We start from the raw sequence: 5226 nt of genomic DNA on the forward strand, positions 1-5226 counted from the left end.
GAATAATATACAACTGTACGCAAATAAATTGCCTGAATAGTGTAATAAAAAAAAGGACTATTAGACTAAAGTATTTCTATATAAAATTACTTAAGTAGCGAAAGACTAAAGAATTATTCCTTTTCAATTGCGCAAATCATATAAGAAATTTCTAGCTTTGTTGAGCCTGCATTAGGTATGGATTCATACTTTTAGAGTGTATTATTTTTCAAATGATGAAATTGGTTCATCATTTGATGATTTTTATAATAAAGTCACAAAAAAGGACCCCAAGGGCACTGCTGTCCCACAAATTTTATAAGAAGAACCTCATTTGAGGCTCTTCTTGTTTATTCCACTTCTTTTCTGGTGAAAACAGTGCTCTTAAATGCTTCCTTTCAAACAAATTCACCTGAATAATTCTTAATAGTCGCTGAACACTCCATCCATCTTGAGCCATGTGTTTAGCAAAACTCACTAACAAGTAGGCAATTAATGCGATCCATATTTGTGTCTGGATTGCATTACGGCTTCGGCCAAGAAATGATTTTAGCTTTAAATTTTGCTTAATTGCCTTAAAAAAAGCTCCACTTTCCAACGATCTTTGTAAATCGCAGCAATGGTCGAAGCAGACAAATGAAAGTTATTACTGAGAAATTCAAAGGTTCTTTTCTTGTCGGCATCATAAAACTCTACACGTCTTAATAGTTTTGGAGCACCACGTTTTTTAGCATAATCACTACTCAACTCTATATGCTCATCTGCAAGAATACCTTTACAAGACAATACATTAGATTGTGACTTAACACGATAGACAGTCTTTGGCCTTAAACGGGTAACAAAGCTAATATTATGATTAGTCATTTCACTAAACCATTGATAATCAATATATCCCTTATCAAATGCAACAATACTTCCAGATGGGAACTTGAGAGCTCTACCTTGTACCATATCATTTTCAATCCCATCCCCCAGAGCAACGAATTCGGGAATGGTATTACTATGATTGAGTCCAACCGTTAGTTTTATACTTGCTTTGGATTCATGTACTTTTGCCCATCCACAGAGTGATAGTGATAAATCAATATGACTCGCATCAAGTGAGTATAGTGGGTTCTTAAATCGGAACTTATGAGTAGTTTTAGAGGTTTCACACTTTTTAAGTAACTGCCCGAATAGTTGTTGATATAAGCAGGCCGGTTGTTCTTCATTGATTCTTGCTAATGTACTACGTGCAATTCTTTTTGCGCCAAGATGATAGAGCTTCTCTTGCTGGGACTCTAGATTGGATTCAATGTCTCTTAAACTTTGTCGACAAGATAATTGGGACATCAATATGGCAACAAACTGATCCCAACGTGTTGCTTTTCTTAGTTTTTGACCTTGATGATGTTGATGAGCTAAACGTTCAAAATCTCGTCGCAAAATAGGTTTGAGTAGTTGATGAAATACTGTATTCTGATGTGACAAAACCTGAGTCCTTGTAGTTAAAGTGTTTGTTCGCACTTATATTTTAACTATTTTAGACTCAGGTTTTTTATTTAAATCAAACTATGGGATAGCAGTGCCCCAAGGGTCCTTAATTTTCATCGCCATCATCTCAGTTAATGTTATTTAATTTAGAGAATATTAAAACTTTAATTCCTCAAATTGCGATAACTCATCAAATGGTTTGAAACTATCTTTAATGATTAATCTTTCTGCCTTTAGCGCAAGATCACTGATATTTGTATCACTAGATTGCGATTGTATGACTGCTAACTGTGACAAATCGTTGAACTTATCATCAAATTCTTTTGTCTGCACCTCTTCAAGCAAGCTGGTAATATCAACTTGATCATCACTCTGCAAATCAGATAGCGGTAATTGTGCTGCTAACCTGTCGGATACACCAAGCACATCAAAAAGATCATTTTCAGTAGCCAAATCCTGAGCTAGCATATCTAAAGGTTGTGATAAATTCTGTACAGATTTCTGCGCGATTTCAGCATTTGATTGCTCAGTATCAGTATCAGTATCAGTATCAGACAGTACTTCTTTCGGTTGATCTGGTTCTGCTGATGGTTTAACTGCAACAACTTTACTGACCTCAGAGGTATTCCCTGCTTTATCGGTTGCAGTTACATCAATACTTTCACCCAAGTTTACTGGAGTATCCAAAGTAACTTTAAAACTTCCATCCGTTCCAGCAAAAACAGTTTTTTCTTCACCAGTTGGAGTTTTAACGATTACTTTAGCGCCAGCCTCAGTTTTACCCTGTACAACTTTTCCATCGAAGATAACATCAGGTGCTATAGGTGCTGTTGTATCAGGAGCCCAACCCTCAGAGCCTTTAGAAGCATTCTCATACTCATCATAAGCTTTAACAATGATACTTTCACCATTCTTGAGCGCTTCCTTGAGCTTCAAACTATACTGCCCATTGGAATTGACCATAATTGTGCCGACTAATCGACCGTCAACAAATACTTTGATTACAGTACCAGCATCAGCTGTACCGGACAGCTCATGACCATCAAAGTGATTGATTGTTGGTTGATTAGGTGCAACTTTAGCAGCAACACTTCCTGATTCATTACCCGAAGGATCTTTAATACTTACCTTAATATCTTGGCCAGCACTTAATGCAGGATCAAACTTGACCTCAAATTCACCTTTATCATTGACTTTGGCTTTTCCAAGTTCTTTCCCATTTTTATCTTTAATAATGACTTCTGCTCCTGGCTCTCCTTTACCACTCACTTTAGAGCCATCTAATTCAACTTTAATAGCAGTTGGATCATTAGGCTTAGTGGTATCTGGTGCAGTAATCGTTACCTCACCTGAAATATTTCCAGCAGCATCTTGGATACTTATCTTAAGCTTCTCACCATTGGTTAATGGCTTATCCAACTTAATATCAAAATCACCTTTACTGTTTACAGTCCCACTACCAATTACTTTACCATTTGAATCACGAACGATTACAAGTGCACCAGCCTCACCTTTGCCTTTTACATTTTTACCATCACCACTAACAGATAAGTTTGTAGGATCTGTCGGTTTAGTATGGTCAAGTTCAGGCTCTGACGAATCCTTTTTGTTATTATGATGAATAATCATCCCTGTACCTATTGCTACAGGCAATGCAGCCCAATACAGTAAATTTGAACTCTCTCCACTATAAAGTAAGGCATCAATATTATCTAAAGATTGGTATTTAACTTGCTCTAAAAGCACACCTTCATTATCTGTCATGCGAGCCCAAGTTAAACCATTACTACCATCACCCAGTACCAGACTATTATCCGTAACTGTATTTTCAGCAAAGAATTTTTTTATCGTGATTACTTCGCCATTTTTTAACTGTATGACAATATTAATACCATCTCGCTGAATCACCAGCACATCTTCTGGAGATACTTTTAACAAAACAACTGAAGATTCTTGCAGTTTTGCTCCTGCTCCGGAAATATTTGCTAAAACTTGATGATCATCTTTAGCAATAATTTGGATTTCCGCCATTATGGTAGTCCCTTACTGAATTTTAAAAATACTGGAAGCCATTTAAAATAAACTGATTGTTATAATTAAAATTTACTTTAAACATGCGTTACAAATTGAGCATTATATATGATTTGAGTGAGTGATAAATAGAAAATAATCTAGAGTTTTATTAAACTTATTGTATTTGGACGAGTTGCAAGATAAATATAAATTTAATATACCTACTCTTAATATCAAAAAAATTGTAAACCATGATAAAAACCACCCGCAAGTATTTAAAGATCAAAAAAACCCACTCATTTATTTATTTATTTATTTATTTATTATAAAAATACTTTTCTAACAAATAAAAGAGCAGAATTTGAAAATCAATAATATGTAAAATTATTCAGAAAAAATTAATTTTCCCCATTCTTTCGCCACATTATGTTCTAAATATCTATCAGTAGATTTATATGCTTGCAATGACATTTCTTTTAGTTTGCTTTCATCAACTAGAATATTAGATATTTTTTTAGCCATACCCTTGTAGTCACCAAGCTCAACAAGAATACCATTTACCTCATCTTGAATCATACTCGCAGGACCATAAGGAATATCATAGGAAGCTGCTGGAACACCAAAAGTTAAGCTCTCTAAAATTGCTAATGAAAATCCTTCGCAACGACTGGTTAATAAAGAGAATATAGCATCCTGATAAGCTAAACTAATGTCATCCACATATCCCTCTAATGTAATATTTTCTTGTAATTTTAATTCATTAATTTTTTCAATAATCTTATTTTTTTCACCTCCATCACCATATATATGTAATTTCATTTCTGGGTGATCTTTTACCAGTTCACTCATCATTAACACCATATCTACTACTTGTTTTTCTGGTGCCAATCTACACATTGCAACAATTTTATTTAAATTTCTTTGTTTAAATTCAATTTCCTCTGGCAAAATATCTACACTATGAGGAATAGTAACAATATTATTTTTATTCTTAAATCTAGTTTCAATATCAACTTTTTGTTGTGGTGTTAACGTTATAATTGTATCAACTTGATGAAATTCATTAAGTAATGCTGAATAGTTTGAATTTAGAGTACCAGTTTCAATATTATGTATTTCTGATTCACATAAATGATTACTATGTAATACTGAAATAACTTTACATTGAGGCCTCCTTTGACTTGCAGCCAAACTCCAAAATCTATTTTTATCAATAATAAGTATAGATTTTTTTTCAATCGAATAGCTATCCATCCACTTCAAAGTAAGTTCTTGTTCTGATTTATAAATGGTATAAAGCTTTGAGTTCTTGTAGTGCTCAATACGTTCAATTAAATGAGTTTTCAAACTATAAATACGTTTCAATACAACTTTACCCTGAAAGTCATAAATATCCTCATAATTTATATAAAAATTTTCATCAAAATATTGTGAAACATATAATCTATTATTCTCATATAACTCACACTTTATTTTTTTTGATTTAAAGTAAAAATTAATATAATTAATATTTCTTTTTTCTACATCATGCCAAACAACATACATTGAGAAGTTACCAGATTTCGAACGAAAACGTTGATGTTTCTCATTCATTTCCACAACTTCAAAATCATCAACATTTAAAGATAAAAATTGAGGACTTGATGATTTATCGTTACTATCATGATATCTCAAATGTTCATATACATTAACTACTTGACATTTCTGTGGCATCCAACCAATTTTTTTCAGATGTTGTATATTTTTTTGTAAATTAACATT

At 33.1% G+C, this 5226-nt stretch carries 2 protein-coding genes and 1 pseudogene; all 3 read right to left on the bottom strand.

All coding sequences use genetic code 11. From position 1 onward, the window contains the following. Window positions 1–295: 295 nt before the first annotated feature. Window positions 296–1449, bottom strand: a pseudogene (locus Aru01_RS17815) (IS4 family transposase). A gap of 159 nt (window positions 1450–1608) precedes the next feature. Then, window positions 1609–3483, bottom strand: a complete 1875-nt coding sequence (locus Aru01_RS17820; RefSeq protein WP_016655639.1) for an Ig-like domain-containing protein — start codon at window positions 3481–3483, stop codon at window positions 1609–1611. Window positions 3484–3849: 366 nt separating this feature from the next. Next, window positions 3850–5226, bottom strand: a 1377-nt coding sequence (locus tag Aru01_RS17825) for a glycosyltransferase (RefSeq protein WP_042111734.1), incomplete at its 5' end; no start/stop codon positions are given.

The organism is Acinetobacter rudis, assembly GCF_000829675.1.
GTDB classification, from domain to species: domain Bacteria; phylum Pseudomonadota; class Gammaproteobacteria; order Pseudomonadales; family Moraxellaceae; genus Acinetobacter; species Acinetobacter rudis.

Excerpts from the sequence above, each read along its gene's own strand:
- Aru01_RS17820 (WP_016655639.1), bottom strand. The coding sequence starts at position 3,483 with ATGGCGGAAATCCAAATTATTGCTAAAGATGATCATCAAGTTTTAGCA.